Genomic DNA, 26363 nt, shown 5'->3' with positions numbered 1-26363 from the left:
CATCGTGCCATCCCATTCTTCGTGAACGGGTGGGCAGCGACCGTGACGCTCAGAGCCTCGCCCGAACCTCGGCTACGACTGCCTTCGGCGTAATGCCGAAATGCCGGTAGAGGGCATCCTCCGCCCCTGACGTGCCGAAGCCGCTCATCCCCACGAAGCCGCCATCGGGGCCGACGTAACGGTCCCACCCAAGCCTGACGGCCGCTTCCACCGCCACCCTCGCCGTGCGGGGGCCAAGCACGGCGGTGCGATACGCTTCGTCCTGCCGCTCGAACAGCGCCCAGCACGGCATCGAGACCACCGCCGTCGGCACGCCCTCGGCCTGGAGCATCGCACGCGCGGCCAGCGCGATCGCGACCTCGGTTCCGGTGGCCAGCAGAGTCGCGCGCCGCGCCCCGCCTTCCGCCTCGGCCAGCACATAGGCGCCGCGGGCCGAGAGGTTCTCGCCCACCGTCACCGCCGCGCGCGCGGGGCCGAGCTTCTGGCGCGGGAACACCAAGCATGAAGGGCCGGTGCGGTTGGCCAGCGCGAGCTCCCATGCCTCGGCTGCCTCGACGCCATCGGCCGGGCGGAACACCAGCATGTTCGGGATCGCGCGGAGGCTGGCCAGGATCTCCACCGGCTGGTGCGTCGGACCGTTGCGGCCGATGCCGATGCTGTCGTGGCTGAACACGAACACCGTGGGCAGCCCCATCATCGCCGCGAGCCGGAAGGTCGGCCGCTCGTAATCGGCGAACACGAGATAGGTGACGCCGACGGGCAGAACCCCGCCATGCGCGACCATGCCGTTCAGCATCGCGCCCATCGCGTGCTCGCGTACACCATAGTGGACGTAGCGCCCGCCGCGATCCTCCGCCGTGAAGGCCGTGAGGGAGCGCTTGTGCTTCGTCGCCGCCTCGAGATCCGGCGCCCCGCTGAGCAGCTCCGGAATGGCGGCGGCCAAGCGATCGACGATCTCGCCCGAGAAGAAGATGCCGAACTCGCTCCGCCCCGCCGCGTCGCGCGCATAGGCGCGGAGGCTCTCCTGCCACCCCTCCGGCAGGTGGCCGGCCTGGAGCCGCGCGACCAGCGCGCGCTTCTCCTCCGGCAGCGCGGCGACGCGGGCCTGCCACGCGGCATGCTCGGCTTCCGCGCGCCTTCCGGCCATGCGCCAGGCGGCAAGGATGTCGTCAGGCACAGCGAAAGCCTCTCCCTCCCAGCCGAGGGCCGCGCGTGCGGCATCGGTGTTCTCGCGTGTGAGGCGGCCGGCATGGGCGTAGCGGGTTCCCTCGAGGCCCGGAACGCCGCGGCCGATCACGGTGCGGCAGGCGATGAGCGAGGGGCGCGGGTCGGACTTCGCCGCGGCGATGGCGGCCGAGACGGCCTCGATGTCATGCCCGTCGACGCGCTGCACATGCCAGCCCGAGGCGCGGAACCGGGCATCCACATCCTCGCTGACCGACTGCTCGACCCCGCCATCGTCCTGGATCAGGTTGTCGTCCCAGAGCCAGGTCATCTTGCCGAGCCGGAGATGGCCAGCGAGCGAGATCACCTCCTGCGCGATGCCCTCCTGCAGGCAGCCATCGCCGACGAGTGCCCAGGTGCGGTGGTCGACAATGCCGGGGCCGAGGAGGTGGCTCAGATAGGCCTCCGCCACAGCCATGCCGGTGGCGTTGGCGATGCCCTGGCCGAGCATGCCGGTGGTGATCTCGATCCCCGCCTCCGTCTCACGCTCCGGATGGCCCTGGCAGATCGAGCCGATCTCGCGGAACGTCTTCAGCGCCGAGAGCGGCATGTGCGCGTAGCCGGCCAGATGCAGCAGGGAATAGAGCAGCATCGAGCCGTGGCCGTTCGACTGCACGAAGCGGTCACGGTCGAACCAGGTCGGGTCGGCGGGGTTGAAGCGCAGGTGGCGGGTGAACAGCGCGGTCGCGATCTCGGCCGCGCCCAGCGGCGTGCCCCAATGCCCCTCGCCCACACGCTCGCACGCATCGACCGTGAGGATGCGGATCGCATCCGCCATGCGCCGCGGATCGACGTTGGACATGCTGTTTCCTCCCGAGTTTCGCCGCATCCCTTGCGTGCGGCGAAGTCACCGGCAAGAGAGAATTTTGCGCAGGGCGGTGAAACAGGCTCATCATTGGCCGATGAGACCGCATCTGCCCCTCTCCTCCCTCCGCGCCTTCGAGGCTGTGGCGCGCACCGGCTCCTTCCGCGCCGCCGCCGCCGACCTTGGCCTGACGCCGAGTGCCGTCAGCCACGCCATCCGCGGGCTGGAGGACCTGCTGGCCGCCCCGCTGTTCCTGCGCGAGGGGCGCGGCACCCGGCTGACGGCGCAGGGCGAGACGCTGATGGGGCATGTCGAGCGCGGGTTCGGCGAGCTCCGCCTCGGCATCAGCACGATCGCCGCGCGCGGGCCCGAGCGGCTGCGCCTTCACTGCGCGCCCTCCTTCGCGGCGCAATGGCTGGTGCCGCGGCTGAAGCGGCTGTTGGAGGAGCATGCCGGGCTGGAACTCCGCATCGCGGCGGGGGCTGACTACACGCGCTTCCGCGGCGACGAGTTCGACGCGGACATCGTCTACGGCGCACCCCGGCCGGAGCATTACGGCACGCAGGCCTTCCAGGCGCTGGTCGTCATGCCGCTCGGCCACGAGACGGTCACACCCCTCTGCGCGCCCTCGCTTGCCGGCGCGATCAGGGCGCCGCGCGACCTGCTCGGCCAGACGCTGATCGAAAGTGCGGTGAAGAAGGTCCGCTGGCCCGACTGGTTCTCGGCCAATGGCCTGATCGCGCCGGAGAGCAGCGGGCCGCGCTTCGACCGCAGCTTCCTCTCGCTCTCCGCAGCCGCCGAGGGGCTTGGCGTCGCGCTCGAATCCCTCCGCTTCGCCGAGCGCGAGCTCGCCAGCGGGCGGCTCGTCAGGCCGCTCGCCGGCGTGGGCGAGGACGTGACCTATGTCGGGCACTGGCTGGTGTTCCCGCGCGCGCGTCGCTACGCGCCGGCGCTGCGCCTCTTCATCGACTGGCTGAGCCGCGAGCTCGCCCTCCCGCTCGACCTGACAGTGATTGATGGCACACCGGTGAACTGAGTTCATGTGACGGCGGGTTTTCCTCACTTGCTGGTGAGGCTGGCCACCCGGATAGTGCACTCCAACGAGAATACCCGGAGGGAACAGTGCTGCTTGCCAACAAGACGGCCGTCATTTCTGGCGCCGCGAGCCTGCGCGGCATCGGGCTCGCCACCGCCCGCCTCTTCGCGGAACACGGCGCCCGCGTCGCCATCCTCGACATCGACGCAGACGGCGCCAAGGCAGCCGCGGCGGCGCTCGGGCCACAGCATCTCGGCCTCGGCTGCGACGTGTCTGACCCCGCGAGCTGCACCGCAGCGGCGGACGCCGCGATCGCCGGGCTTGGCCATGTCGACATCCTGATCAACAACGCCGGCATCACCCAGCCGCTCAAGATCATGGACATCCGCCCCGACAACTGGGACCGGGTGATCGACGTGAACCTCTCCGGCGTCCTCTACCTCAGCCAGGCCTTCATCCCGCACATGCGCTCGCGCAAGCAGGGTGCGATTGCCTGCATGAGCTCGGTCTCGGCGCAGCGCGGCGGCGGCATCTTCGGCGGGCCGCACTACTCGGCGGCGAAGGCGGGCGTTCTCGGCCTCGCCAAGGCGATGGCGCGCGAGCTCGGCCCCGATGGCATCCGCGTCAACTGCGTGACGCCAGGCCTGATCCAGACCGACATCACCGGCGGCAAGCTGACGCCGGAGATGAAGGAGGACATCAAGAAGGGCATCCCGCTGAACCGGCTCGGCGACGCGATCGACGTCGCGAACATCTACCTCTTCCTCGCCTCCGACCTGTCCGGCTACGTCACCGGCGCGGTGATCGACGTCAACGGCGGCATGCTGATCCACTGATGCCCCCCGCCCTCGCCAACGCCCCCACCCTGCCTGAGCGCGCGCGCCGCATTCGGCTGCACGCGCTCCGCATGGGCGAGGTGCAGGGGCAGGGCTACATTGCACAGGCGCTCGGCATCGCCGATGTGCTGGCGGTCGCCTATTTCCACGCGATGAGCTTTCGGGCCGAGGATCCGGCGTGGGAGGGGCGCGACCGCTTCCTGCTCTCGATCGGCCACTACGCCATCGCCCTCTATGCCGCGCTGGCAGAGGCCGGGATCGTTCCGGTCTCGGAGCTGGACACCTACGGGTCGGATGACAGCCGCCTGCCGATGTCGGGCATGGCGGCGTACACGCCGGGGATGGAGATCACCGGCGGCTCCCTCGGCCAGGGGCTGACGGTTGCTGTCGGCATGTGCCTGGGGCTGAAGCGCAAGGCGTCACGGTCGCTCGTCTACACGCTGTTGTCGGACGGCGAGCTGAACGAGGGGGCGACGTGGGAGGCTGCGATGTCGGCCGCCCACTGGTCGCTCGACAACCTCGTGGCACTTGTCGACGTGAACCAGATGCAGGCCGATGGGCGATCCTCCTCCGTCCTCGGCTTCGAGCCGCTGGCGGAGAAATGGCGCGCCTTCGGCTGGCATGCGCAGCGTGTCGACGGCAACGACATCCCGAGCCTGGTCGCTGCCTTCGATGCGGCCCGCAACGCCACGGTCGCCGGCCCGCGCGTCATCATCTGCGACACGCGCATGGCCCGCGGCGTTCCCTTCCTTGAGGCGCGGGAGAAGAGCCACTTCCTGCGCGTCGAGCCGCATGAATGGGCCGATGCGATCAGGCTGGTCGAGGGGGCAGCGCCATGACGGCCGCACCACGTCGCGCCACCACATCGGCGATGATCGCCTCGCTTGCGGCAGAGGGGCAGCGCACCGCGCCCGCGCCGTTCGGACACGCTCTCTCCCGTCTCGCCGAAACCGATGACCGCATCGTCGGCATGACGGCCGATCTCGGCAAGTACACCGACCTGCACGTGTTCGCCGAGCGCTTCCCCGACCGCTTCTACCAGATGGGCATGGCCGAACAGCTGCTGATGGGCGCCGCAGCCGGCATGGCGCGCGAAGGGTTCATGCCGTTCGCCACCACCTATGCCGTGTTCGCCTCGCGCCGGGCGTATGACTTCATCTGCATGGCGATCGCCGAGGAGCACCTGCCCGTCCGCATCGTCTGCGCGCTGCCCGGCCTCACGACGGGCTATGGGCCGAGCCACCAGGCGACGGAGGATCTGGCGATCTTCCGCGGCATGCCGGGCATGACGATCATCGACCCGTGCGATGCGCACGACATCGCCGGTGCGGTTCCCGCCATCGCCGCCCACCCGGGCCCGGTGTACATGCGGCTGCTGCGCGGCAACGTGCCGCTGGTGCTCGACGAGTATGACTACCGCTTCGAACTCGGCCGCGCAGCGATGCTGCGTGACGGGGCGGATGTTCTCGTCATCTCGTCGGGCATCATGACGATGCGCGCGCTGGAGGCTGCAAAGCTTCTCGAAGCCGACCGCATCGGTGCGGCGGTGCTGCACAGCCCGACGATCAAGCCGCTCGACACTGAGACGATCCTCGCCGCGGCAGCGAGGCCCGGCAGGCTCGTGGTGGTGGCCGAGAACCACAGCGAGATCGGCGGGCTTGGCGAGGCGGTGGCGGCGCTGCTGCTCCGCCACGGCCATGGCCCCCGCTTCCGCCAGATCGCCCTGCCCGACCGGTTCCTCGATGCCGGCGCCTTGCCGACATTGCATGACCGGTACGGGATTTCGACGACAGAAGTCGCACGCCGCATCAGGGAGTGGCTGTGACCGGGACGTGAGTTCACCAAGGCCCGCCGGAGAACGATGCCGGCTGGGGATATCGACAGGGAAGGAACGAAGATCATGATCAACCGGATGAAGACGACCCGCCGCACCGCATTGCTTGGCGCGGCCGGGCTGCTTGCCGCCCCCTCCATCGCCCGCGGCCAGGGGCAGGTCCGCCTCACGCTCGGCCACAATGCCGCGCGCGGCAACCCGCGCTGGGTCGCTGCCGACCACTTTGCCGAGCTGGTGAAGACACGCTCCAACGGCCGCATCGAGGTGCGCGTCGCCGGTGCCGCGCAGCTCGGCGATGACCTCGCCATGCTGACGGGCCTTCGCACCGGCACGCTCGACATCTCGGTCAACAGCCAGGGGCCGTCCTCCTCGCTCGTGCCGGAGATGGCCGCCCTCGGACTGCCCTTCCTGTTCGCGACCAACGCCCAGGCCTATCGCCTGGTCGATGGCCCCGTCGGGCAGAACCTGGCGAAGCGGTTCGAGCCGCTCGGCCTCCTGCTCGTCAGCTACTGGGACAACGGCATCCGCCACATCACCAACAGCCGGCGGCCGATCAACACGCCCGACGACCTGCGCGGCCTCAAGATCCGCACCCCGGCCGACCCGGCGACGATCGACACGTTCCAGGCGCTTGGCGCGGCGACGCAGCAGATCAACTTCTCCGAGCTCTACGTCGCCCTCCAGCAGGGCGTGGTGGACGGGCAGGAGAACCCGCTAGCCAACATCCACTCCTCGAAGCTGTTCGAGGTGAACAAGTACATCTCCCTCTCCGCCCACAAGTGGGAGAGCACGCCCGTCCTCTTCAGCCGCATCGCCCGCGCGCGCATCAACGATGCCGACTGGCGCCTGCTGCTCGACGCGATGAAGGAGGCAGAGGCGATGAACCGCCGCATCATGGTGGAGAGCGACACGACGCTGCTCGCCGAGTTCAAGGCCAACGCGAACGTTGCCGTGAACGAGGCGAACCAGGGCGCGTTCCGCACCGCGACCGCGGGCGTTCTCGATGCGTGGGAGAAGCGGCCCTTCGGCGAGTTCGTGCGAGAGGTGCGCCGGGCAGCGACGGCCTGAGGGAGAGGGCCGGAACGGGCGGGGAGCGGGCGCGATGCGCGCGCTCCTTCTCGGCGGGGCGGCGGCGATCGATCGCGCCGTCGCCCTTCTCTGCCGCGTGGTCGTTGTCGCCACCGGCCTGCTCCTGCTCGGCGTTCTCTCGGCGAACGTGATCGCGCGCTACGCGCTCGGCATGGGCGGTTTCTCCTGGGCGCAGGAGATCCCCGAGCAGGCATTTCCCTGGTTCATCGCGGCTGGCGTCGTGCTGGCCGCGCAGTCGGGCGCGCATATCGCCGTCGATATCCTGCCGCGCGCCCTGCCCGAGCGCGGCAGACAGCTGCTGATCGTGATCGTGAACGCGCTCGTCGTCGCGTCCTACACCTGGCTGGCGCTGCTGGCGCTCGAGGTGGCGGAGATCGCGAAGCTGCAGCAGAGCACGATCCTGCGCATCCCCGGCAGCTATGGCTACTGGGCGATGGCGATGCTCGCCGCGCTGACGGCGCTGACGGCAGCGACGATCGCGCTGCGGGTTGCCCTGCTCGGCTCGGGTGCCGCCCCGGAGGCAGCGCCCGAGGACGCGGTGACGTGAGCAGAGGCAACTTCAAGGATCCGCAACGGTGAGCCTCGTCCTCTCGCTCGTGTTCTTCGGGCTGCTCGTGCTGTCGGTTCCGGTAGCGCACACCCTCGTCATCGCCTCCGGCGCATCGCTCTGGGCCGATGGCGCGTTGCCGCTGCTGCTCGTCGTGCAGCAGATGTTCGCGCAAACGCAGTCATTCCCGCTGCTCGCGCTGCCGTTCTTCGTGCTTGCGGGCGAGCTGATGATGACGGGCAAGCTCGGCCAGGGGCTGATCGGCTTCGCCTCGGCCACTGTCGGACACTACCGCGGCGGGCTGGCGAGCACGACGGTCGTCGGCTCCGTCGTGTTCGGCGGCGTCTCCGGCTCCGCCGTGTCGGATGCCTCCGCCCTCGGCTCGGTGCTGATCCCGTGGCAGAAGCGCGAGGGCTATCCGGCAGGGTTCGCCGCCGCGAACAACGCGGCGGCGGCGACCATCGCGATCCTGATCCCGCCTTCGATCCCGATGATCCTCTACGCGCTCGTCAGCAACGTCTCGGTCGGTGCGCTGTTCGTCGCGGGCGTGCTGCCCGGCCTGATGCTGGCCGCGGGATTCCTGCTCGTGTGCAACGTCTCCGCGCGGCTGCGCGGTTTTCCGGTCACGCACCAGCGGCTCGCGCGTGGCGAGGTGTGGGGCCTCGCGCTGCGTGCGCTGCCCGCGCTCGCCATGCCGGTGCTGATCCTCGCCTGCCTTCGCTTCGGCGTTGCCACGCCGACGGAAGTCTCGGTGATGGCGGTGCTCTATGCGCTGGTGGTCGCCACCTTCATCTATCGCGACATGACGATCGCGCGCTTCCTCGGCGCGCTGGTCAATTCAGGGCGCGCCACGGGCGTCGTGATGCTCGTCATCATGGCAAGTGCGGCTGTCGGCTGGATCATGACCTTCGTGCAGGCACCACAGGCCTTCGCCGCCTGGGCCACCGGCACGTTGCAACAGCCATGGCTGATCCTGCTTGCCATGAACGCGATCATGCTCGGTGCCGGCATGTTCATCGACCTGCCGGCCGCGATCCTTCTCCTCGGCCCCATCTTCGTTCCGCTCGCGCAGTCGATCGGGCTCGACCTGGTGCAGCTCGGCGTGATCATGGTGCTGAACCTCGCGATCGGCCTCTACACGCCGCCGGTCGGCACCACGCTGTTCATCTCGACGACGATCGCGCGTGTTCCGATCCTGCGCGCGACGGTGGAGCTGCTGCCCTTCTATGCCGTCGGCCTAACGGTGCTGCTGCTGTTCAGCTATTTCCCCGGGCTGACGATGCGGTTCTGACGGCGCTCAGTCCTCGGCGAGGCCAAGGTTGCGGCAGAGCAGCACCAGGAACTCGTAGGCCACATGCGCGCAGAGATGTGCTGCCATGTTGTTCACATCCTGCGCTGGGCTCACCGTGTTGATGTCGACCGCGACGATATCGAGGTCGGTCAGCGTGCGGATGAGGTCGATGCCCTCGCGCGCGCTGAGGCCGCCCCAGGTCGGCGTCGCGACACCTGGTGCGCAGGATGGGTCGAAGACGTCCATGTCGAAGCAGATGTAGACCGGCCGGCGCGCCACGCCCTCGCGGAACTCAGCGATCGTCTGCGCGAAGCCGCGGCGGACGAGATCGTCGATCGAGACCACCCCGTAGCCGAGCGACCGTGCGCGCTTCACAACCCCTTGCGCGAAGGTCGAGCCGCGGATGCCGATGTGCCAGGACCGGTGCGGATCGACGAGGCCCTCCTCGACCGCGTGCGTCAGCTGCGTCGCTGCGTTGTAGCGGTCATCGGGGTCGTCGTAGGGGTAGGTGTCCGTGTGGCTGTCGATGTGCAGCACGGCGAGGCCCGGGTGCCGTTTCGCCACCGCGCGAAGCACCGGCACCGAGACCGAGCCGTCGCCGCCGACGGTGACGGGGATCGCCCCTGCCTCGACGATCGCCGACACGCCCGCCTCCATCCGCGCATAGGCATCGAGGATGCGCCCCGGCGTCAGTTCGACATCGCCGCAGTCGACGAGGCCGAGTGCCTTCACGGGGTCGAAATCGGCATAGGTCGGGTTGTAGCGTCGCATCAGCGCCGACATTTCGCGCACCGCATGCGGCCCCTGCCGGCAGCCGACGCGGAAGGGATGCACGCCGCAATCGAAGGGAAGGCCGATGAAGGCCGCGCGGCTGCCCTCGCCCGGCCGCCCGTAGGGTGCACCCATGAAGGTGCGCGGCGCACGAAACAGCCCGTCGTCGGCCAGCGTCGTCATGTGTTGTTCTCCTCCCGGATTGACGGCCCGTCGGGTCAGCGGCGTGCGAGCCGCCTCTCCCACGCGCGGATGCTCATCGTGAGCGGCCAGCAGATGAAGAAGTAGACGACCGCGATGAACGTGAAGATCTCGAGCGGCCGGAACGTAGAGGCAGAAAGCTCCATCCCCTTGCGGGTAATCTCGCTCACCGACACGACGGCGCCGAGCGAGGAGTACTTGATCAGCAGCACGAAATTGGCGCAGAGCGGCGGCAGGGTAAAGCGGATCGCCTGCGGCAGCACGATGCGCAGGAAGGTCTGCACGCCGGTGAGGCCGAGCACCTGCGCGGCCTCGCTGTGCCCGCGCGGCACCGCCTGGATCCCCGCACGATACGCCTCGGCGATGAAGGCCGACGCGTAGACGGAGAGGCCGATCACGCAGGCAGAAATCGCGCTGATCTCGATGTCGAACACGATCGGCAGCACGTAGTAGACCCAGAGCAGCTGCACGAGGATCGGCGTGTTCCGCACCACCTCGCCGACCGCGATCGCGATCCAGCGCAGGATGCGGCTCGCCGACATCTGCATCACGGCGATGACGAGGCCGAGCACGATGGCGATGGCAAGCGTCATCGCTGAGATCATCAGCGTGAGCTCGAGGCCGGACAGCAGGAAGCCCGCGTTGCTCCAGACGACATCCCAGCGGAAGCGATACGTCATCATCGGCGATGTCCTGGATATTCGGCCCGGGCACGAGGCCCGGGCCGGACGGTGCAGGCCGCTCTCACCGAACGACGATCGGATCGAGCTTATGGCGCTTGGCCGCTTCCATCAGCCGCCCGTCGAGGCGGATGGTATCGATGAAGAGGTTCACGTAGTTCAGCCAGATCTGGTCGCCCTGCGGGATGACGTAGGAGTAGGGCGTGACGGCCAGCGGCTCGGGCGGGGTGAAGAACACCGCCCAGTCGAACTCGTCGGTCACTTTGATGGCGGTCGGGAAGTCGGTCATGATCACGTCGGCGCGGCGGGCGACGAGTTCCGCCTCGCGCGTCGCTGGCGGCGCGATTGAGACAAGCGTGGCGTTCTTCAGGTAGCGCTGCATGAACGGCTCGATGTAGCTGCCGAGCGAGACGGCGACGCGCACGCCCTGCTTGTCCACGTCCGCCCAGCTCTGCACGCGGCTGCCGCGGCGCGTCACGGCGTAGATGCTTGTCAGCAGGTAGGGCTTGGAGAACTCCACCGCCTGCGCGCGCCTGAGCGTGGCGCCGACGCCGAACATGCCGATGTGGCATTTGTTCGCCTGCAGGTCGGCGATGAACGTGCCGAAGCTCGTGTCGACATATTCGATCTCGGCGCCGAGCTCCTTGGCGAGTTCCTTGGAGAGGTCGGCGTCGATGCCCTCGAGCTGGCCGGTGCGCGGATTGCGGAACGAGATGGCGTAGTAGAGTGGGAACACGCAGACCTTGAGCTTCTTGCTCTGCGTGATTTCGAACAGGCGCGACTGCGCCTGCTGCGCGCTGCCGCTTCCTGGTGCTGCAACGAGCAGTGCCGCCGCGGCGGCGGCGAGCGTGAGTGCCCTGCGGAACAATGACATGGAAACCTCCTTCTGCCTGTGGCCTTGCCTGAAACGCATGTTGGCCCCTACTCCTCGAATTGCTGGAGGAAGCGCCGCGCACGATCCGTCGCGGGCGCATCGAAGAAGGCCGCCGGCGGTGCCTCCTCGACGATGCGCCCCTCGTCCATGAACACGATCCGCCGCGCGACGTGGCGGGCGAAATTCATCTCGTGGGTAACAACGATCATCGTCATGCCCTCGGCCGCGAGCGCGCGCATCACGAGCAACACCTCGCGCTTCAGCTCCGGGTCGAGCGCAGATGTCACCTCGTCGAACAGCATCACCTGCGGTGCCATGGCGAGTGCGCGGGCGATTGCCACGCGCTGCTGCTGCCCGCCCGAGAGCCGCGTGGGATAGACATCCCGCTTGTCGGAGAGGCCGACCTTGGCGAGCAGCTGCTCGGCCAGTGCGACGGCCTCGGCGCGCGCGGTGCCCTTCACGCGCATCGGCGCCTCGATGATGTTGCCGAGCACCGTCATGTGTGGCCAGAGGTTGAAGTGCTGGAACACCATGCCGATCTCGGGCCGAACCGCCTTCGCCGCACGCCGGGTTGCAGCATCGGGGGTGGCGGAGGCAATGGTTGCCCCGCGCATGCTGATCGCCCCGCCGCTCGGCTGTTCGAGCATCGCGAAGCAGCGCAGCAGCGTTGTCTTCCCCGATCCGCTGGGGCCGATCAGGCACAACACCTCGCCCTCGGCCACGGCGAGGTCAATGCCGCGCAAAACGTGCACCGCGCCGAAGGACTTGTGCAAACCCTCCGCCGCGATGATCGCGGCAGGTGCCATCGTTGCGGTTCCCGTCATCACGGCAGGCGTTGCCCCTCCAGCACGGCGTACGGCGCAGTCATGGCTGAATAACATCAGCAATCGTCATGCCACTCGGTTCGTTCCAGCATCGGCGATCTCAGCGCCTAAATCCATTGCCTCGACGGGACAGAAAACCATAATGCGGCGTAATGGATATGCTGGATATCAGGCAGCTCGAAGCGTTGCGCGCGGTGGTCGAGCTCCGCTCCGTCACGCGTGCGGCGGCGGCCCTCGGCGTGAGCCAACCGGCGGTCAGCAGCCTGCTCGCCAGGCTCGAGCGCCGCGTCGGGTTCCGGCTGTTCACCCGCATCGGCCGCTCCCTGCACCCCACGGCGGAGGCCACGATCCTCTGCGTCGAGGCCGGCAGGGCGCTGGCGGCGCACGAGCAGCTCGGCCGCGTCGCCGCCGGGATCAGGGAGGATCGCTTCGGCTCGCTCGCTGTCGCCGCCCACCCGGGGCCAAGCATCGCCTGGCTGCCGCCCGTGGCCGCGCGCTTCATCAATGAGCGGCCGGGGGTGACGATCTCCTTCATCTCGCGGCGCTCGCAATCCATCCGCGAGATGATCCCGACGCGGGCCTTCGATCTCGCCTTCGCCGAGCCGCCGATCGAACACCCGATGGCGATGGTGCGGCGGTTCCGCCTCGGTATCGTTGCCGTCATGGCGCCCAGCAGCAGGCTTGCTGCCCGCAAGGTAGTCACCCCCCGCCTGCTCGATGGGCAACCCATCATCGCGATGTATCGCGGCCACGCAGCGCAGGTCGCCGCCACGCGCGCCTTCGAGGCTGCCGGCACGCGCTGGTCCCCCGTTGCCTCGTGCGACTACTATGCGACCGCGATCGGCCTTGCCGCCGAGGGTGCGGGCGTCGCCTTCGTCGACCGGATCAGCGCCGATGCCGCCGCGGCAACCGGCCGCGTCGTCGCCCGGCCGGTCTTGCCCGACCTCTCCTACGAGTTTGCCGTGTTCCACCCGATCGGCCAGCCTTTGTCGCGGCTCGCCGCCGCGTTTCTCGAGCTCTTCGAAACCACCTACGCCAGGCATCTCGACCCGCTGAGGTAGAGGTCCCCCGCGCTGACAGGACCAATCCATGCCCGTGACGATCGATCACCACGCACTCTGGGCCGACTTCACCGCGCTCTGCGATTTCGGCGGCAGGCTCTGCGGCACGGAGGGAGAGCGCGCGGCGCTGTCCTGGGCAGCGCAGCGCGGCGCCGCTGCATCTGGCGTCGCGATGCGGGAGATTCCCGTCCACTACAGCGGCTGGCAGGGGGTTTCGGCAGGGCTGACCTTGCCTGATGGCGCCATCGCACGCTGCCACCCGCTGCTGCGTTCGGCGCCGACGCCACCAGGCGGGCTCACGGTCGAGGTCGTCGATGTCGGACGCGGAACACCGGAGGAGTTCGCCGCGCATGCGGCCGATCTGGCCGGCCGCGCGGCCCTCGTGCGCCACGAGCACATGTTCACGGCCGGAACGATCCATCGCGGCCGCAAGGTGGAGATGGCGCGCGCGGCCGGTGCCGTTGCGTTCCTGATCGCAGGGCCACTCGCGGCATCGCTCGTTGCCGGCTCGTCGGGCAGGGGAGAAGATGACGCTGGCATCCCTGCCCTCGGCCTCTCGCCGGAGATGGCTGCGCGGCTCGTCCGCAGCGAGGCCGGTTGGCCACGCGTGACGATGCACATCGATACAGCAGAGGCGCCTGCCATGTCGCGCACGCTGCTGTTCGACATGCCTGGCCGTGGCGAGGGCCGTGTGGTGCTCAGCGCCCATCTCGACGGACACGCGCTGGCCGAGAGTGCGATGGACAATGCGAGCGGGGTCGCTGCCGCACTCGCCGTCACGCGCGCCCTTGCATCCGAGGTGACGGGCTGGCGACGGGGCGTGACGCTTGCCCTCTACAGCGTCGAGGAATGGGCACTGACAGGCTCGGCGCAGCATGTCGCTGCCATGTCGGGGCCGCAACGGGCGGCGATCGCGCTCAACGTCAACATCGACACCGTCGGCGTTTCCGGGCCGCTGGCCGCGCTGACGAGCGGCTTTGCGGGGATCGAGCCGTTCCTGCTCGATGTCGCCGCACGCGAAGGCACCGCGCTCAGGACCGTGCGCCCGTTGATGCGCAATTCCGACCACGCGAACTACGCGCTCGCCGGCATTCCTGCCTTCCGTCTCGTCTCCGGCTTCGACGACATGGCAAGCCCCGTCCGCCACGTGCTGACGGAGGCCGACACGCGCGACAAGGTGTCGCGGATGGAGCTGCGCGCGGCTGCCTCGCTCGCCGCGGCGATCGTCGCAACAGCCTGCACCGCCGATGACGACGAGGTAGCCCGCTGGCGGGGTTGACTTGCCGCCCACCACACGCACTCTCCCGTGCCGCACCGAACGATCGAGGACCCATGCAGGACGTCATTGCCCAGCTCGCGCCAAGCGGAACGCTTCGTGCCGGAATCAACATGAGCAACTTCCTGCTCGTCTCCAGCCGCGGCCCCGCCGGGGAACCCGAAGGCGTGTCGCCCGACATGGCGCGCGCGATCGCCGGCCGGCTTGGCGTTCCCTTGGCGCTCGTTCCCTACCCGATGCCGGGTGAGCTGGCCGACGCGGTGGGTACTGGCGCGTGGGACATCGGGCTGATCGGCGCCGAGCCGCAGCGCGCGGAGAAGATCGCATTCACGGCGGCCTACGCCGAGATCGAGGCGACCTACATGGTGCCGCCAGGCTCGCCCATCGCCACGCTTGCCGAGGTCGACCGCGCCGGCATCACCATCGTCTCGACGGCACGCGCGGCGTACGATCTCTGGCTCGAACGCAACATCCGCCACGCGACGGTGGTGCGCACCGAAAGCATCGACGCTGCGTTCCAGCGCTTCGTCGCCGACGGGGCAGACGTGCTCGCCGGGCTCAGGCCGCGTCTGCTGAAGGATGTCGGGGCGATGCCGGGTGCCCGCATCCTCGATGGCAAGTTCATGGCGGTGCAGCAGGCGATCGGCACCGCGCGCGGCAACGGCGCTGGTGCGGCCTTCCTGCGAAGCTTCGTCGAGGAGGCCAAGGCATCGGGGCTGGTCGCTGATCTCATCGCGCGGCACGGCGTTGTCGGCCTCTCGGTCGCGCCGGCTGGCTGAAGCTCAATCGATGGACGCCACGCAGGCCCCGTATGACGTGATCGTCGTCGGCGCAGGATCTGCCGGCGCTGCACTTGCCGCACGGCTCTCGGAGGATCCCACCTGCCACGTGCTGCTGCTCGAGGCAGGGCGTGACTGGCGCGCGGCCGATGCACCCGCGGCGCTGCGCAGCCCGAACATCGTGCCGTTCATGCATGACCCGGCGCACCAGGCGGCATGGCAGTGGCCGGGGCTGATGACGCGTCGCACGACGGCACAGGCGCCACGCTTCTACTGGCGCGGCAAGGCGCTCGGCGGATCCTCGACCGTCAACGCGCAGATCGCCATCCGCGGCGTCCCCGCCGCCTTCGACGCCTGGGCTGAGGCAGGCTGCGAGGGCTGGTCAGCCGATGACGTCCTGCCGCTGTTCGACCTCATCGAGGACGACGCGACCTATGGCGTTGCCGGTCGCCGTCAGGGCGGCCCCCTGCCCGTGTGGCGCATGCCGGAGGAGCGGTGGGGCGCTGTCGACCATGCGCTGCGCGAGGCAGCACTTATGGCAGGCCATGCGTGGAAGCCCGACCTGAATGCGCCGGACGGCGAGGGCATCTCGTGCAATCCGATCAACCTGCGCGATGGCATTCGCATCACCACCAACGACGCCTATCTCGAGCCGGCACGCGATCGTGCGAACCTGACGATCCGCGGCGACGCCCTGGTCGATCGCGTGCTGTTCGACGGGCGTCGCGCCAGCGGCGTGCGCGTCCGCTTCGGCGCAGGGCCGTGGCAGGAGATCGCGGCGCGCGAGGTGGTGCTGTCTGCCGGGGCGATCCACAGCCCGTGCATCCTGATGCGCAGCGGCATCGGACCGGCTGCTGCGCTGCGCGACCTCGGCATCGCCGTGCTGCGCGACCTGCCCGCCGTCGGCCAGCACTTCATGGACCATCCGATCCTCCGCGCAAGCCTTGCGCTGACGCCGGGAAGCCGTGCCACGGGGGCGGATGCGCGACATACCAACTGCTGCGTCACCTACTCGAGCGGCCTCGGTGGCGGCGGCGAGCGTGACATGATCATGATTGCCTACAATCACCGCGGCCTCGCGGAGAGTGGCGTGGCACCCGTCGGGGCGATCGGCATCGCGCTATACGACGCCTTCTCGCGTGGCGAGGTGCGGCTGCGGTCCGCCGATCCGGATGCCCAGCCGGTGGTCGAGGAGAACATGCTCGACCATCCCTCCGACCGGCTGCGCATGCGCGATGGTATCAGGCGCCTTGCGGCACTCTGCGCGTTGCCGCCGGTCACGCGCATCGCCGAGGCGATCACCTTCGGCGACACCACGCTCGCGATCGAAGCCGCGGCCGCACTTCCCGATGACGCACTCGACGCCCTCATGCTCGCGGAAGCGGGCGACATCCAGCACGCTGCCGGAACATGCCGCATGGCGACCTATGGCGATCCGCGTGGCGTGGTCGATCCCGAGCTCCGCGTCCGCGGCGTCGAGGGCCTGCGCATCGCCGACGCATCGATCATGCCGACGGATTGTCGCGCCAACCTGCACTTCACCTGTGTGATGATCGGCGAGATGGCGGCACGCCGGATCAAGGCAGGGCGGATGCTCACGCCACGACAGGGCCGTACAGGTCCGGCCGCCGATCGCGCCACCAGGGGAAGTCCTTCCGGGCCCTGACGACCTCATCGAGATCGATCGTCGCCACGAGCAGCGCTTCGCCGTCGGTGCCCGCCTCGGCAGCGATCATGCCACGCGGGTCGACCACCATGCTCCGGCCAAGATGGTGTCGCGGCCCCTCGACGCCGACGCGGTTCGCCGCCAGCACCCAGACGCCATTCTCATACGCCCGCGCCCGCAGAGGGATTTCCCAGATCGACGCGCGGCGCCCTGGATCGGCGTAGGTCGAAAAGCAGATCGGCATGACGATCGCCTCGGCCCCGGCGAGCGCGAGAACACGGCTCGGCTCAGGGTAGAGCCGATCGTTGCAGATCTGGATGCCGAACCTGCACCCCGCGAGCTCGAACACCGGCAGCGCGTTGCCTGGCGCGAAATAGAGCTTTTCGAAGCTCCCGGTTCCACCGGGCGCATCGGTGGGGAAATAGGCAGGGATGTGCGTCTTGCGATACGCGCCGCGGATGGCGCCGTCAGGCCCGACGACGACGGCGCTGTTGAAATAGCCGTCATCGGCAGCCTCGGCGACGCCGAACACGGCACCGATGCCGCGCTGGCGCGCCATCCCCCGCAGCGCCTGCATTTCAGGCCCGTCGAGGCGAATGAAGAAGCGGTCGAATGCCTTGTCCAGGCGGTTGGGAAAGAATGGAGCCAGAAACAGCTCGGAAAAGCAGAGGAGGGCTACGCCCTCGGCCGATGCGCGGTCGAACATCGCCTCCGCGACGCCGAGCTGGTTGGCAGGGCTGTCGCTGACGACGGGGCCCGTCTGGGCCAGCCCGATCGTGACGCTGCGCGTCATGCTGCGCCGGCGCCCCAGATCTCGCCGAGGACACGGCGAAGGTTCCGGCCCATGATCTTCTCGACATCGCTCTCGCTGTATCCGGCCGCGAGGAGCGCATCGGTCTTGCGGTGCATCAGGCGCGGGTTGTTCAGTTCGTCGGGATAGCGCTTGGCGAGCGTGTTGCCGAAGGCGCGGATGTAGTCGGCCGTCGCCCCGCCGTAGCGGCTGAAGCTCATCTGCAGGATCGAATCCGCAGCACTCTCGCTCGCGAGCGCGGCCATGTCGGTACCGAACGAGACGTGGTCGATGCCGACGAGATCGACGATGTGGCGGAGATGCCGCAGGAACAGGTCCAGCGTGGGCGGATTTGCCGGGTTGCCGTCCCAGTTCATGAAGCCATGGATCGACGCGCCGACCAGGCCGCCGGTATTCGCGACGGCGCGGATCGCCGCATCGGATTTGTTCCGCACGCGGGCCGTCACGGCCTTGGCGTTGGCGTGCGTCAACAGGATGGGCACCTTCGTCGCGGCAGCGGCGTCGAGGCACACCTGCTCGCCGCAATGCGAGAGATCGATCGCGATGCCGAGGCGATTGAGCTCTGCCACCACCTCGTAACCGAAGTTCGACAAGCCGGCGTTGCGCGTCTCGAGGCAACCATCGCCGACGGGGCAGGCCTCGTTGTAGGTCAACTGCACGACGCGCAGCCCGAGGCGGTGGAAGCATTCCAGGCGCTCGGCCCGGTCACCCAGCATCTTCGTGTCCTGCCAGCCCATGATGAGCCCGACCTTGCCTGCTGCCTTCGCCGCATCGATATCGGCGCCGGTGAGAACGAGGTGCCAGCCTGATGCCGGATCGGCGGTGCGGCGGCGCCAGGCGGCGAAGGCGTCGAAGGTCTGCTCGAAATCATCGATCGGGGAACGGATGGTGAGGTTGACCGCGCTGATGTTGCCCTCGCGCAACCAGCGTGGGTCGCCATCGGAATGGAAAATCAGCCCGTCGATCACCAGCAGCCTGTCGTGCAACGATGCCATGCCGGCACTCCCCCTGACCCTGTTCCGATCCGTCGGCGGATCGGATTGCGGATTGAAGGCCAACATGGTCGTATTGGAAAGAGTGCGAAAACAGGGGGACATCATGGTGCTGACCGGGACACCACCGATCCATGCCACAGGCCGCGGGGCAACCCGGCCGGGCAGGCGCGCTTTTCTCGCGGGTGCCGCAGGCATCGTCGTTGCACCGGCCGCTCGTGCCCAGGACGCGTGGCCGACGCGCGCTGTGCGCATGATCGTCGCCTACCCCGCGGGCGGCAGCACCGATATCGTCGCCCGGCTCGCTGCCGAACGTCTGTCACAGCTGTGGGGTCAGTCCGTCATCGTCGAGAACCGCTCCGGCGCTGCCGGGACGATCGGGGCTGATGGCGTCGCCAAGGCAGCGCCGGATGGCTACACGCTGCTGATGGCGGCAAGCCCGGAGATCGCGATCGCGCGCAGCACGTTGCGCAACCTTCCGTATGATCCCGTGCGAGACTTCGCGGCCATCATGCTCGTGGCACAGTCACCTTTCCTGCTGCTCGCGCACCCCTCCGTCGCGGCGCAGGACGTCCAGGGGCTGATCGCACTCGCGAAGGCGCGGCCGGGCACGCTGAACTTCGGCAGCTTCGGCAACGGCACATCCAATCATTTCGTTGGTGAGCTGCTCAAGGCAGAAGCCGGGATCGACATCACCCACGTTCCCTACCGCGGCAGCGGCCCAATGATCACCGACCTGATCGCCGGCAATCTCCAGATCGCGTTCGACACGTTCCCAGCAGGCCTGCCGCATGTGCAGGCTGGGCGGCTGCGCGCGCTTGGCGTCGGCATGCTGCGGCGCTCGCCGCTCGCGCCTGACGTGGCGACGCTGGATGAACAGGGCCTCAAGGGGTTCACCGGTGGCAGCTGGGTCGGGCTGGTCGCGCCGGCGCGAACACCGGCCGCGGTCGTCACGCGCATTTCCACTGACATGCAACGCCTGATGAACGAAGGCTTCGCCACGGCGTTGACCGAGCGAGGCCTCGTGCCGGAGGCGCTTGGCCCAGCCGAGTTCCGCAGCTTCATCGAAGCGGAGGTCGGCAAGTGGGGGCGCGTTGCTGCGCGGGCGGGGATCCGCGCCGAGTAGGCGCTTCGCACCGTCAACGAGGTTCTGCGGCCCCGCGCCGGAAAGCTGGCTCCGGCCCCTCCTTCAGCCCGAGGCGTACGACATCGCCGGTCCTGGCGAGGTGTTCGGCAAGCAGAGCCGGCGCACGCTCAGCGTCACGGTCAAGTGCTGCGCGCGCGATCGCCGCGTGCTCGGCGGGAACGTCACGCTGCGGATAGGACGCAACGCTCGACAGCGTTCGATAGCGATCGGCCTCCTCGCGCAGCCGCTCGCAGAAGTCGATCAGCGGCGCTGCCTCGCAGGCGTCGATGAGCGCGCGGTGAAACGCCCTGTGCGCAGCCTCCCAGGCCGGATTGGCAATGAAGCGATCGGGCGCGAGCGATACGGGAAGGCTGGCGAGCCGATGTGCCGAACCCGCAATCGCGTTCTCCCACGCCGCATCGCCGCGCAGGATGGATTCGCGCAACGCCAGCCCCTCGACAAGGCAGCGTGTGCGCACGAGCTCTCCGAGTGCGCGCGGATCGAGCGCACGCACGCGGAAGCCGCGCTGTTCCATCCGCACTGCCAGCCCTTCGGCCGTGAGTTGCGCCAGCGCCTCACGCAATGGCGCCGGTCCGGCGCCATAGCGGCGCGCGAGCTCATGCACCTTCAGTTTCAAGCCTGGTGCGAGCCGCCCCTCGACGATATCGGCACGCAGCCGGCGATACGCCGCGGTCGCCAGGGTTTCGCTGGTCGGCGGCCCGCCGGGGCCACCGCGATGGGTCGTGGCTGGAATCGCTGTCATCAGGGGAAGCATGCGTCGCCGCGCCGCATGACACAAGAATGTCGACAAAAATGCTTGACGCACCTTCTTTGTCGATAAACGCTATCGGCCAGCACGGGGAGGGAGCATGCGCATCGTAGCCGATGAAGCGGCACACCGCCCTGTTGCGAAGTCGGTCGGAAGCCAGCGAGCGGCGCTTGATCCCGCATCATGCTCGGGTTCGACAACTGTCCGGTGCTCAATGTGCTGCACAGGCACAGGCTGCTCGCCGCATTCATCGTGCCTGACCACAAGCTCGCTGATCCTGCCTTCCCCGCAGGGTGCGATCAGACAGGTCGTGACGCCGTCACCCACGCGGGGCCGTGCAGCATGCACGATGCGCTGACCAGCAGTCCCGCGGCGCGCAACCCAGCCCGGCGCGGCGGTGCGTCACCCTTCGATTGACGGCCGAAACAGACGCGGCAGGATCGGCGACAACCAAAGATCAGAACAACCAGGGAGCGAAACGATATGTCAAAGCAAGGAACCGACACGCAGCACAGCGTGTCACGCGGCATGATGATCGACCGTCGCGACGCACTGAAGCTCGGGCTCGGCCTCGGCGCCGCGGCGCTGGCAGCACCAGCGATCGCGCAGTCCGGCGGAATGATCCGCGTCGGCGTGCCGACCAAGGCCTATTGGCCGACCATCGTCACGCTGGCGACGCTGCGCCAGAGACTGTTCGAGAAGGAGGGCCTGCGTGCGGAGATGACGATCTACCGCAGCGGTGCCGAGTGTTTCGAGGCCCTGGCGGCGGGTGCTGCCGATATCATCCTCGATCCGCCCTCGCTCGTCGCCACCGGCATTCGCCGCGGCGTGCGCTCGAAACTCGTCGCCGGCGCGCAGGATGCCTACTACGGCTGGCACCTGATGGTGCGCCAGGATTCCCCGATCACCGCGGTGTCGGAGCTTGCAGGCAAGAAGGTCGGTATCACCGCCGCGGGCTCCGGCTCCGATCTGCTCGCACTCTGGACCGGGCAGGACCGCAAGGTCGAGTTCACGCGCGTTCCCGTCGGTGGCGGTGGCCTCGTTCCGAACCTGCGCACGCGCAATCTCGATGCCGCGGTGATCTACTCACCGCTGACGTTCCAGCTGATGCGCGCGGGCCAGGCCCGGAGCCTGATCGATTTCACTACCGCGATGCCGCGCCACACCGTCGCCGGGTGGATCGTCACCGACAAGCTGATCCAGGAGCGCCCGCAGGCGGTGCAGGGCAGCGTGAACGCCCTGTTCGGCGGGCTCGCGTGGCTCCGCGCCAACCGCGATGGCGCGATCGCGCTGATCGCCGAGAACAACGAGATCCCGGCAGAAATCGCCGCGATCGAGTACGAGGAGACGATCCTGAAGCTGCTGACCGATGGCGCGCTCGACCAGGCACAGATCGAGGTCGCGCTCGACCTCGCCCGGCTCGGCGGCATGACGGATCTTGCGCCGGCAGCGGAAACGTTCACGACACGGTTCAAGCCCGTGCCGACGGGCGCATGAGGAGCAGCCTGCCCGTTCTGCTCGGCCGCGCCTTGCTGATCGCTGCGTTTCTCGGCGCCTGGGAAGCGTTGCCGCGGCTTGGCGTGGCCGATCCGGAGTTGCTGCCGCCGTTCTCCACCGTGCTCGGTACGCTGTGGGGCCTGCTCGCGCGGCCTGCACTCCGCGCCGATCTCGCGATCACGACGGTCCAGCTCCTGGTCGCGGTGGCTGTGGCACTGCCGGTGGGCACGCTGCTCGGTTTGCTGCTGTCGGAGAACCCACGCCTCGGCGCGATCTTCGATCCCCTGGTGTTCTTCCTGTTCAGCATCCCGAAATCGATCTTCCTGCCGATGTTCATTCTCACGATGGGGATCGGCTTCTGGCAGAAGGTCGCCTTCGGCGTGTTCTCCACGGTATTCATCGTGCTGATGAGTGCAACGGCCGCCGTGCGCGCCGTGCGGCCCGATCACGTGTTCGTCGCCCGCGCCTTCGGGGCGACGCGGGCGCAGATCGCCTGGCGCGTCTACCTGCCGAGCATGCTGCCCATCCTGCTCGAAGGCTTCCGGCTCGCGGTGATCTTCGGCTTCACCGCGGTGCTGCTCGCCGAGATGTATGCCTCGCGCACCGGCATGGGCCACCAGATCGCGAGCTGGGGGGAGAACTTCATGATGGATCGCCTGTTCGCGGGCGTGCTGCTGCTCGCGATCGTGGCGATCGTGCTGAACGAGGCGATCAGGGCCGTGGAAGTGCGATGCAGCCATTGGCGGAGCTGAAGCCGGTGGTCGACGAGGCGATCGCGCCCGAGCGGCCGATCATCCAGGTCAGCGGCCTCGATCACGTCTACCCGTCGCGGGACGGGCCGGTGCATGCGCTGTCCGACATCGCGTTGACGGTGGGTGAAGGGCGCTTTGTCGTCATCGTGGGCCCGAGCGGCTGTGGCAAATCCTCGCTGCTGATGATGCTCGCAGGGCTGCGTCACCAGACCGCGGGAACCATCCTCTGCAGCGGCAGGCCGATCACCGACCCCGACCCTGATCGCGTCGGCGTCGTGTTCCAGGAAGCGAACCTGTTCCCGTGGCTGACGGCGATCGACAATGTCGCCTTCCCCCTGGCGCTGCGCGGCGTGTCGCGCGCGGAGCGCGCCGCGCGGGCGAACGCGATGCTCGAACTCGTCGGGCTCGGTGATGCCGGCGGGCGCTATCCGCACGAATTGTCGGGCGGGATGAAGCAGCGCGTCTCGATCGCCCGCGGCCTCGTGCAGGACCCGCCGGTGCTGCTGATGGACGAGCCCTTCGCCGCGCTCGACGAACAGACGCGCATGGCGATGGGCGAGGAGCTGCTGCGCATCTGGTCGGCCACGCGCAAGACGGTGGTGTTCGTCACCCACAGCCTGACCGAGGCTGTGTACCTCGCCGACGAGGTGCTCGTGATGTCGGCTCGGCCTGGCCGCATCGTCGACCGGATGGAGGTAGAGCTGCCGCGCCCGCGCACCTACGAGATGATGGCAGGTGCGGTGTTCGGCCGGCTGCGCGACCGCATCTGGCAGCAGATCAAGGCGCCCGCGCGATGAGCCTGGGGGCGATGAGTCCTGGTGCGGTTCGCACACTCATCATTCTTGGTGTTCTCGTGCTGTGGGAAGCGCTGCCGCGGCTCGGGCTCGTGCCGATGCTGTTTCTGCCGCCGCTGACGACGACACTTGTCGCCGGCTTCTCCGACTGGCGTGTGTACGGCGCGGCCCTTGTGGTGACGCTGACCGAGGTCGCGGCAGCGCTTGTCTTCGCTGTCGGTGGCGGCATCCTCATCGGTGCCTTCGTCGGCGCGCTCGCAGGGCCGCGGCGCATCCTGCTGCCGGTGTTCTCGAGTTTCTATGCGGTCCCGATCGTCGTGCTGTACCCCGTGTTCACGGCCTGGTTCGGCATCGGCTCCGAGTCCAAGATTGCCTTCGCCGCCATCTACGGCTTCTTCCCCACCATGCTCGCGACCGCCGCTGGCATCCAGACGATCGACCCGAACCTCGTGCTCACCGCACGGAGCATGGGGGCGACCCCGGTGCAGCGGCTCCTGCGCGTGATCCTGCCCGCCTCGATCCCGACGCTGCTTGCAGGCCTCAGGCTCGGCGGCGCTCTCGTCATCGTCGGCGTGGTCGTTGCCGAGATGCTGATCTCTGCCGCGGGCATCGGCTATCTGGTGACATCGTCGCGCACCGTGCTCGACAGCCCGCGCGTATTCGCGGGCGTGCTGCTCGTGCTGGTGATCGCGATGGGCTTCGACATGGCGATGCGCGTCGTCGAACGGCGCTGCGCCGCCTGGGGCGGTGGAGCGCCGGCGCAAGTACCCCGAAGACGTCCGATCGCGCGCGAGACAGGTCAGGCGAACGCTGCCTGAACCCTACCAACGGAGACCACGCATGCCGCATCCGCTTCCGCTCCTGCCGACAACGGTCGTTGGCAGCTATCCCCAGCCGGAATGGCTGGTCGATCACCAGGCGTTGCGCGCAAAGAACGTCCCGCGCGTGCGCACGCCCGAGATCTGGCGGGTGCCCGAGCCGTATCTCGCCGAGGCGCAGGACGATGCGACCATCATCGCTATCCGCGACATGGAGCGTGCCGGCATCGACATCATCACGGATGGCGAGATCAGGCGGGAAAGCTACTCCAACCACTTCGCGAATGCGCTGGAAGGCATCGACCGTGAGCGGCCCGGCGAGGTGATCGGCCGTACCGGCAAGCCGACCATCGTGCCGCGCATCACCGGCCGCGTGCGCCGTACAGCCCAGGTCGAGGTGCACGACGTCGCTTTCTGCCGCGCGAACACCGACCGCCAGGTGAAGATCACCCTGCCAGGCCCGTTCACCATGACACGCCAGGCCAAGAACGAGTTCTACGGCGACGACGCGGAGCTCGCGATGGACTTCGCCGACGCGCTGAACGCCGAGATCCGCGACCTGAAGGCGGCCGGCGCCGATGTCATCCAGCTCGACGAGCCGTGGATGCAGGCCTTCCCCGACGAGGCACGCCGCTATGCCGTCCACGCCATCAACCGCGCGCTCGCCGGCATCGCCGGCACCACCGTCGTTCACATGTGTTTCGGCTATGCCGCGATGGTCAGCAGCGACAAGCCCTCCGGCTACAGCTTCCTGCCGGAACTGTCGGGAACGACGGCCGCACAGATCTCCATCGAGGCCGCACAGCCGAGGCTCGACCTTGCCATTCTGCGCGACCTGCCCGGCAAGACCGTGATGCTCGGCGTGCTTGACCTCGGGGCGGAGGAGATCGAGACGCCTGCCGTGGTGGCTGACCGGATCCGCGCTGGCCTTCGCGTATTGCCGGCGGAGCGGCTGGTCCCCGCACCCGATTGCGGCATGAAGTACCTGCCGCGCGATCGTGCCTTCGGCAAGCTCCGCGCCCTGGCGGAGGGGGCGGCGATCGTGCGGAAGGAGATCGGCGGGTAGCACCTGCGGGGAAATCGGCTGAGACGCGCATTGCGGAGACAGCGAACCCACGCGATATTTTTCCCGTGGGTTCGTCCTTCATCTCCTGCCATGAGGGCGCCTCGTGAGCGGGGTCGTCATGCAGCGACCACGACGCTGGGCAATAGGCGTTCGGTGGGCCATGCTTTCGCGCGTGATGCTCTCGCTGTTCGTGCTCCTCTATCTCCTGCCCATCGGCATCTCGGCCGTGCTCCACCAATTCACCAGCGTGGGCGCGGATTGGCGGACCGCTGATCGGTCGAGCGCGGGGCACCTGCCTCCGATAGCGGAGAACCAGGGCGCGATGGTGCGTGTGTTCGCCGCCCCTACCGTGCGCTGGCGCGGTATCTTTGCGGTGCACAGCTGGATCGTCATCAAGCCCGAAGGTGCCACGAGCTACACGCGATATGACTACACCGCCTGGGGCACGCCCATCCGCGTCAACGGCTTCGCGGCTGACGGGCGCTGGTTCGGCCGCCACCCGGAGGTGGTCTTCGCCGCCGATGGCGAGGTGGCGGCAGCGATGATCCCGCGCATCCAGGCAGCGATCGAGGCCTATGCATGGCGCAACCTCGGCGACTATCGCGCCTGGCCGGGGCCGAACTCGAACACCTTCGTCGCCGCCGTTCTCGCCGCGGTGCCGGAGACGCTGGTGGCACTGCCGCCGACCGCGATCGGCAAGGACTTCCCGCATGATGGCAGCTGGGCCGGCCTCACCGGGTCCGGCACCGGCATCCGCTTCACGCTTGGCGGCTATGCCGGGCTTACGATCGGTTGGGTCGAAGGCATCGAGCTCAATATCCTCGGCGGCGTCGCCGGCATTGATATCCGCCGGCCCGCGCTGAAGCTCCCCGGCCTCGGCCGGCTCGGACTTCCCGCCGGGACCGCACCATGACGCGACCCACGCCCAACGACCAAGGGAGATG

At 68.6% G+C, this 26363-nt stretch carries 27 protein-coding genes; 19 read left to right on the top strand and 8 right to left on the bottom strand.

The window, feature by feature from the left end; genetic code table 11:
• Positions 1-49: 49 nt before the first annotated feature.
• Positions 50-2026 carry a transketolase gene (locus tag Q0C38_RS07000; protein ID WP_291296355.1) on the bottom strand — a complete coding sequence of 659 codons (1977 nt, stop codon included), beginning with the start codon at positions 2024-2026 and terminating at the stop codon, positions 50-52.
• Positions 2027-2126: 100 nt separating this feature from the next.
• Between Q0C38_RS07000 and Q0C38_RS06995 the strand changes: the two genes are divergently transcribed.
• The 7 genes from Q0C38_RS06995 (at position 2127) to Q0C38_RS06965 (ending at position 8662) form a co-directional block, all read left to right on the top strand.
• On the top strand, positions 2127-3065 hold the full coding sequence (locus tag Q0C38_RS06995; protein ID WP_291296354.1) for a LysR substrate-binding domain-containing protein: 939 nt from the start codon (positions 2127-2129) through the stop codon (positions 3063-3065).
• Between the two features lie 86 nt (positions 3066-3151).
• Positions 3152-3901: an SDR family NAD(P)-dependent oxidoreductase gene (locus Q0C38_RS06990; RefSeq protein ID WP_291296353.1), complete on the top strand. Its 750-nt coding sequence runs from the start codon at positions 3152-3154 to the stop codon at positions 3899-3901.
• Complete coding sequence (locus Q0C38_RS06985) at positions 3901-4740, top strand: transketolase (RefSeq protein ID WP_291296352.1); 840 nt, start codon at positions 3901-3903, stop codon at positions 4738-4740. Before Q0C38_RS06990 ends, Q0C38_RS06985 begins: the two co-directional genes overlap by 1 nt.
• Positions 4737-5726 carry a transketolase family protein gene (locus Q0C38_RS06980; protein ID WP_291296351.1) on the top strand — a complete coding sequence of 330 codons (990 nt, stop codon included), beginning with the start codon at positions 4737-4739 and terminating at the stop codon, positions 5724-5726. Before Q0C38_RS06985 ends, Q0C38_RS06980 begins: the two co-directional genes overlap by 4 nt.
• An 87-nt stretch (positions 5727-5813) precedes the next feature.
• Positions 5814-6803 (top strand): TRAP transporter substrate-binding protein, encoded by a 990-nt coding sequence (locus Q0C38_RS06975; protein WP_291296350.1) that lies wholly within the window; start codon positions 5814-5816, stop codon positions 6801-6803.
• Positions 6804-6837: 34 nt separating this feature from the next.
• Entirely contained in the window at positions 6838-7371 is a 534-nt protein-coding gene (locus tag Q0C38_RS06970; protein WP_291296349.1) for a TRAP transporter small permease, read from the top strand.
• 28 nt (positions 7372-7399) lie between these two features.
• Positions 7400-8662, top strand: a complete 1263-nt coding sequence (locus tag Q0C38_RS06965; RefSeq protein WP_291296348.1) for a TRAP transporter large permease — start codon at positions 7400-7402, stop codon at positions 8660-8662.
• 6 nt (positions 8663-8668) lie between these two features.
• Here the strand turns inward: Q0C38_RS06965 and Q0C38_RS06960 are convergent, their stop codons facing one another.
• The 4 genes from Q0C38_RS06960 to Q0C38_RS06945 form a co-directional block, all read right to left on the bottom strand.
• The gene (locus Q0C38_RS06960; protein ID WP_291296347.1) at positions 8669-9616 is read right to left on the bottom strand and encodes an arginase family protein; all 948 of its coding nucleotides are present in this window, start codon (positions 9614-9616) and stop codon (positions 8669-8671) included.
• 35 nt (positions 9617-9651) lie between these two features.
• Positions 9652-10317, bottom strand: coding sequence for an amino acid ABC transporter permease (locus Q0C38_RS06955; RefSeq protein ID WP_291296346.1), 666 nt, complete (start codon positions 10315-10317; stop codon positions 9652-9654).
• 61 nt (positions 10318-10378) lie between these two features.
• Positions 10379-11188: an ABC transporter substrate-binding protein gene (locus Q0C38_RS06950; protein WP_291296345.1), complete on the bottom strand. Its 810-nt coding sequence runs from the start codon at positions 11186-11188 to the stop codon at positions 10379-10381.
• Positions 11189-11235: 47 nt separating this feature from the next.
• Positions 11236-12012, bottom strand: a complete 777-nt coding sequence (locus tag Q0C38_RS06945) for an amino acid ABC transporter ATP-binding protein (RefSeq protein ID WP_291296344.1) — start codon at positions 12010-12012, stop codon at positions 11236-11238.
• 152 nt (positions 12013-12164) lie between these two features.
• Between Q0C38_RS06945 and Q0C38_RS06940 the strand changes: the two genes are divergently transcribed.
• Genes Q0C38_RS06940 through Q0C38_RS06925 form a run of 4 tightly spaced genes read left to right on the top strand, consistent with a single transcriptional unit; the run spans position 12165 to position 16794 of the window.
• On the top strand, positions 12165-13073 hold the full coding sequence (locus tag Q0C38_RS06940) for a LysR family transcriptional regulator (RefSeq protein WP_291296343.1): 909 nt from the start codon (positions 12165-12167) through the stop codon (positions 13071-13073).
• A 28-nt stretch (positions 13074-13101) separates the two neighbouring features.
• Positions 13102-14352, top strand: coding sequence for a M28 family peptidase (locus tag Q0C38_RS06935; protein WP_291296342.1), 1251 nt, complete (start codon positions 13102-13104; stop codon positions 14350-14352).
• Positions 14353-14405: 53 nt separating this feature from the next.
• Positions 14406-15128 (top strand): transporter substrate-binding domain-containing protein, encoded by a 723-nt coding sequence (locus Q0C38_RS06930; RefSeq protein WP_291296341.1) that lies wholly within the window; start codon positions 14406-14408, stop codon positions 15126-15128.
• A 10-nt stretch (positions 15129-15138) separates the two neighbouring features.
• Complete coding sequence (locus Q0C38_RS06925) at positions 15139-16794, top strand: GMC family oxidoreductase (protein ID WP_291296340.1); 1656 nt, start codon at positions 15139-15141, stop codon at positions 16792-16794.
• Here the strand turns inward: Q0C38_RS06925 and Q0C38_RS06920 are convergent.
• Together Q0C38_RS06920 and Q0C38_RS06915 are read right to left on the bottom strand one after the other, a co-directional pair.
• Entirely contained in the window at positions 16724-17587 is an 864-nt protein-coding gene (locus Q0C38_RS06920) for a carbon-nitrogen hydrolase family protein (protein WP_291296339.1), read from the bottom strand. The genes Q0C38_RS06925 and Q0C38_RS06920 overlap by 71 nt on opposite strands.
• Positions 17584-18600, bottom strand: coding sequence for a dipeptidase (locus Q0C38_RS06915; RefSeq protein WP_291296338.1), 1017 nt, complete (start codon positions 18598-18600; stop codon positions 17584-17586). Before Q0C38_RS06915 ends, Q0C38_RS06920 begins: the two co-directional genes overlap by 4 nt.
• 250 nt (positions 18601-18850) lie before the next feature.
• Between Q0C38_RS06915 and Q0C38_RS06910 the strand changes: the two genes are divergently transcribed.
• Positions 18851-19723, top strand: coding sequence for a tripartite tricarboxylate transporter substrate binding protein (locus Q0C38_RS06910; RefSeq protein WP_291296337.1), 873 nt, complete (start codon positions 18851-18853; stop codon positions 19721-19723).
• 13 nt (positions 19724-19736) lie between these two features.
• On the opposite strand, the gene Q0C38_RS06905 is transcribed toward Q0C38_RS06910, so the two are convergent.
• Positions 19737-20486, bottom strand: a complete 750-nt coding sequence (locus Q0C38_RS06905) for a GntR family transcriptional regulator (RefSeq protein WP_291296336.1) — start codon at positions 20484-20486, stop codon at positions 19737-19739.
• A 189-nt stretch (positions 20487-20675) separates the two neighbouring features.
• On the opposite strand from Q0C38_RS06905, the gene Q0C38_RS06900 reads away from it, so the two are divergent.
• The 7 genes from Q0C38_RS06900 to Q0C38_RS06870 all read left to right on the top strand — a co-directional run bounded on the left by Q0C38_RS06900 (position 20676) and on the right by Q0C38_RS06870 (position 26332).
• Positions 20676-20909, top strand: coding sequence for a hypothetical protein (locus tag Q0C38_RS06900; RefSeq protein ID WP_291296335.1), 234 nt, complete (start codon positions 20676-20678; stop codon positions 20907-20909).
• Between the two features lie 66 nt (positions 20910-20975).
• Entirely contained in the window at positions 20976-21989 is a 1014-nt protein-coding gene (locus Q0C38_RS06895) for an ABC transporter substrate-binding protein (RefSeq protein WP_291296334.1), read from the top strand.
• The gene (locus Q0C38_RS06890) at positions 21986-22741 is read left to right on the top strand and encodes an ABC transporter permease (RefSeq protein WP_291296333.1); all 756 of its coding nucleotides are present in this window, start codon (positions 21986-21988) and stop codon (positions 22739-22741) included. Before Q0C38_RS06895 ends, Q0C38_RS06890 begins: the two co-directional genes overlap by 4 nt.
• Positions 22720-23538 (top strand): ABC transporter ATP-binding protein, encoded by an 819-nt coding sequence (locus Q0C38_RS06885; RefSeq protein ID WP_291296332.1) that lies wholly within the window; start codon positions 22720-22722, stop codon positions 23536-23538. The genes Q0C38_RS06890 and Q0C38_RS06885 overlap by 22 nt, the downstream gene beginning before the upstream one ends.
• Positions 23535-24353, top strand: a complete 819-nt coding sequence (locus Q0C38_RS06880; RefSeq protein WP_291296331.1) for an ABC transporter permease — start codon at positions 23535-23537, stop codon at positions 24351-24353. The genes Q0C38_RS06885 and Q0C38_RS06880 overlap by 4 nt, the downstream gene beginning before the upstream one ends.
• A gap of 22 nt (positions 24354-24375) precedes the next feature.
• Complete coding sequence (locus Q0C38_RS06875) at positions 24376-25419, top strand: 5-methyltetrahydropteroyltriglutamate--homocysteine methyltransferase (RefSeq protein WP_291296330.1); 1044 nt, start codon at positions 24376-24378, stop codon at positions 25417-25419.
• Positions 25420-25579: 160 nt separating this feature from the next.
• Complete coding sequence (locus Q0C38_RS06870) at positions 25580-26332, top strand: DUF3750 domain-containing protein (protein ID WP_291296329.1); 753 nt, start codon at positions 25580-25582, stop codon at positions 26330-26332.
• The last annotated feature ends 31 nt before the right edge of the window (positions 26333-26363 follow it).

It is taken from the genome of Elioraea sp., assembly GCF_022842375.1.
Lineage (GTDB): Bacteria > Pseudomonadota > Alphaproteobacteria > Acetobacterales > Acetobacteraceae > Elioraea_A.
The sequence above is the reverse complement of the archived record's forward strand: the minus strand, read 5'-3'. Positions and strand labels throughout refer to the sequence as shown.

Bases quoted from the DNA above. Each gene is read 5' to 3' on its own strand.
- Q0C38_RS07000 (WP_291296355.1), bottom strand. From the start codon at position 2,026: ATGTCCAACGTCGATCCGCGGCGCATGGCGGATGCGATCCGCATCCTC.
- Q0C38_RS06995 (WP_291296354.1), top strand. From the start codon at position 2,127: ATGAGACCGCATCTGCCCCTCTCCTCCCTCCGCGCCTTCGAGGCTGTG.
- Q0C38_RS06985 (WP_291296352.1), top strand. From the start codon at position 3,901: ATGCCCCCCGCCCTCGCCAACGCCCCCACCCTGCCTGAGCGCGCGCGC.
- Q0C38_RS06980 (WP_291296351.1), top strand. From the start codon at position 4,737: ATGACGGCCGCACCACGTCGCGCCACCACATCGGCGATGATCGCCTCG.
- Q0C38_RS06975 (WP_291296350.1), top strand. From the start codon at position 5,814: ATGAAGACGACCCGCCGCACCGCATTGCTTGGCGCGGCCGGGCTGCTT.
- Q0C38_RS06970 (WP_291296349.1), top strand. From the start codon at position 6,838: ATGCGCGCGCTCCTTCTCGGCGGGGCGGCGGCGATCGATCGCGCCGTC.
- Q0C38_RS06960 (WP_291296347.1), bottom strand. From the start codon at position 9,616: ATGACGACGCTGGCCGACGACGGGCTGTTTCGTGCGCCGCGCACCTTC.
- Q0C38_RS06955 (WP_291296346.1), bottom strand. From the start codon at position 10,317: ATGATGACGTATCGCTTCCGCTGGGATGTCGTCTGGAGCAACGCGGGC.
- Q0C38_RS06950 (WP_291296345.1), bottom strand. From the start codon at position 11,188: ATGTCATTGTTCCGCAGGGCACTCACGCTCGCCGCCGCCGCGGCGGCA.
- Q0C38_RS06945 (WP_291296344.1), bottom strand. From the start codon at position 12,012: ATGACGGGAACCGCAACGATGGCACCTGCCGCGATCATCGCGGCGGAG.
- Q0C38_RS06940 (WP_291296343.1), top strand. From the start codon at position 12,165: ATGGATATGCTGGATATCAGGCAGCTCGAAGCGTTGCGCGCGGTGGTC.
- Q0C38_RS06935 (WP_291296342.1), top strand. From the start codon at position 13,102: ATGCCCGTGACGATCGATCACCACGCACTCTGGGCCGACTTCACCGCG.
- Q0C38_RS06930 (WP_291296341.1), top strand. From the start codon at position 14,406: ATGCAGGACGTCATTGCCCAGCTCGCGCCAAGCGGAACGCTTCGTGCC.
- Q0C38_RS06925 (WP_291296340.1), top strand. From the start codon at position 15,139: ATGGACGCCACGCAGGCCCCGTATGACGTGATCGTCGTCGGCGCAGGA.
- Q0C38_RS06920 (WP_291296339.1), bottom strand. From the start codon at position 17,587: ATGACGCGCAGCGTCACGATCGGGCTGGCCCAGACGGGCCCCGTCGTC.
- Q0C38_RS06915 (WP_291296338.1), bottom strand. From the start codon at position 18,600: ATGGCATCGTTGCACGACAGGCTGCTGGTGATCGACGGGCTGATTTTC.
- Q0C38_RS06910 (WP_291296337.1), top strand. From the start codon at position 18,851: ATGATCGTCGCCTACCCCGCGGGCGGCAGCACCGATATCGTCGCCCGG.
- Q0C38_RS06905 (WP_291296336.1), bottom strand. From the start codon at position 20,486: ATGACAGCGATTCCAGCCACGACCCATCGCGGTGGCCCCGGCGGGCCG.
- Q0C38_RS06900 (WP_291296335.1), top strand. From the start codon at position 20,676: ATGCTCGGGTTCGACAACTGTCCGGTGCTCAATGTGCTGCACAGGCAC.
- Q0C38_RS06895 (WP_291296334.1), top strand. From the start codon at position 20,976: ATGTCAAAGCAAGGAACCGACACGCAGCACAGCGTGTCACGCGGCATG.
- Q0C38_RS06890 (WP_291296333.1), top strand. From the start codon at position 21,986: ATGAGGAGCAGCCTGCCCGTTCTGCTCGGCCGCGCCTTGCTGATCGCT.
- Q0C38_RS06885 (WP_291296332.1), top strand. From the start codon at position 22,720: ATGCAGCCATTGGCGGAGCTGAAGCCGGTGGTCGACGAGGCGATCGCG.
- Q0C38_RS06880 (WP_291296331.1), top strand. From the start codon at position 23,535: ATGAGCCTGGGGGCGATGAGTCCTGGTGCGGTTCGCACACTCATCATT.
- Q0C38_RS06875 (WP_291296330.1), top strand. From the start codon at position 24,376: ATGCCGCATCCGCTTCCGCTCCTGCCGACAACGGTCGTTGGCAGCTAT.
- Q0C38_RS06870 (WP_291296329.1), top strand. From the start codon at position 25,580: ATGCTTTCGCGCGTGATGCTCTCGCTGTTCGTGCTCCTCTATCTCCTG.